The 1,271-nt window shown below is 28.2% G+C and carries 2 protein-coding genes; both read left to right on the top strand.

Annotated elements, in window-relative coordinates:
* A partial coding sequence (locus GMD1S_RS11490) for a GNAT family N-acetyltransferase (protein WP_000496698.1) occupies window positions 1-192 on the top strand: 192 nt, incomplete at its 5' end.
* A complete protein-coding gene (locus tag GMD1S_RS11485) occupies window positions 189-1,223 on the top strand; it encodes a hypothetical protein (protein WP_008283990.1) in 1,035 nt (344 codons plus the stop codon). The genes GMD1S_RS11490 and GMD1S_RS11485, both read left to right, overlap by 4 nt.
* Window positions 1,224-1,271 lie beyond the last annotated feature (48 nt).

Raw genomic sequence — 1,271 nt, 5'->3', positions numbered from 1 at the left:
CACAAGATTGAGCTGACTTGTTTTGGCTACAATGTCCAAAGTCAACGAGTCGCAGAAAAGCTTGGCTTTACCCTTGAAGCTCGTATCCGGGACCGCAAAGATGCCCAAGGAAACCGCTGTGACAGTCTGATATATGGTTTGCTGAGGAGTGAGTGGGAAAAACAATCATTAGATGGGAGGAAGATTAATTGAACTCAATTTATTCATTCCAGCCCAATCGTAGATTTAATTTAAAAGAATTTCTTTCTAAAAGTAAGCTATCCTTGGCTTTTATTTATACTTTTGATGGGATATATTGTGGAATTTTGATATACTTTCTCTACAATAAAAATCTAATTGAATCAATTTTAATAAACTTATATGAATATTTTTCAAAGAATTATAGTATACATGAAAACCAATTTGGTTACTGGCTTAGCGCGATAGTAACATTAGTAATACCATTTATATTATCTGTTATAAAAAGTGTTATATCGATTATAATTTTTAAAAAAATGAATAAAATATATATACCTAAAGGAAAGACGCTTTGGAATGTATATGCTACAATGACATTTACTTCTTTTTTATGTTTTTTTATATATCTTTATTACTTTTTTTCTAGATTTCTCGATTTTTATAATGATTTATTTTTAGATGTTATCATTTTTCTTTTTCTTATAACACTATTTTTATTTTACTGGTGGCAAATTTATAATCTGATTGGATATGGTGCAAAAGATATAAAAGAAGTGATTGCATCATGGCTAACTGTAACAATGAGTATATTATTGTTGACAGTATTTAATCAAGTTGAAAACGAATTAATCAATGCTCTAAGTTGGTTTTTACCAATACTAATTCCAAATCTAATAGGGGAAATAAATTCTCAGTTTGATACAAATAAATATAAGAAAAAACCAAAAAGAACTGATAAAATGGATAGACACCTCTACCGAATTCAAATATACAGTTTTCTTACTTTATTAATGTTGAGTATTATTCCAAAGTTAGTTGAAATTATATGGGGATTGAAGATTAAAGTAGAATTGACCAAAATAATAAATTTGTCAGCTGATTGGACATCTGAATTTCTTGCCTCAACCATAATTGTTTTCTTATGTTTTATATTATCATTAATTATTGGAAGGGGCATGATTTGGTTGTTAAAATATTTCTATTTAGATCCATCAAAAAGATATTATAAATTTGAAAAAAATAAAAGGAGAAAAAATAATGTCTAAAGAACTTTCACCTAAATACAATCCAGCCGAGGTTGAGGCTGGTCGTTA

The sequence above is a fragment of the Streptococcus sp. GMD1S genome, assembly GCF_000296875.1.
Classification (GTDB): domain Bacteria; phylum Bacillota; class Bacilli; order Lactobacillales; family Streptococcaceae; genus Streptococcus.
This window is presented reverse-complemented; position numbering and strand designations above follow the sequence as displayed.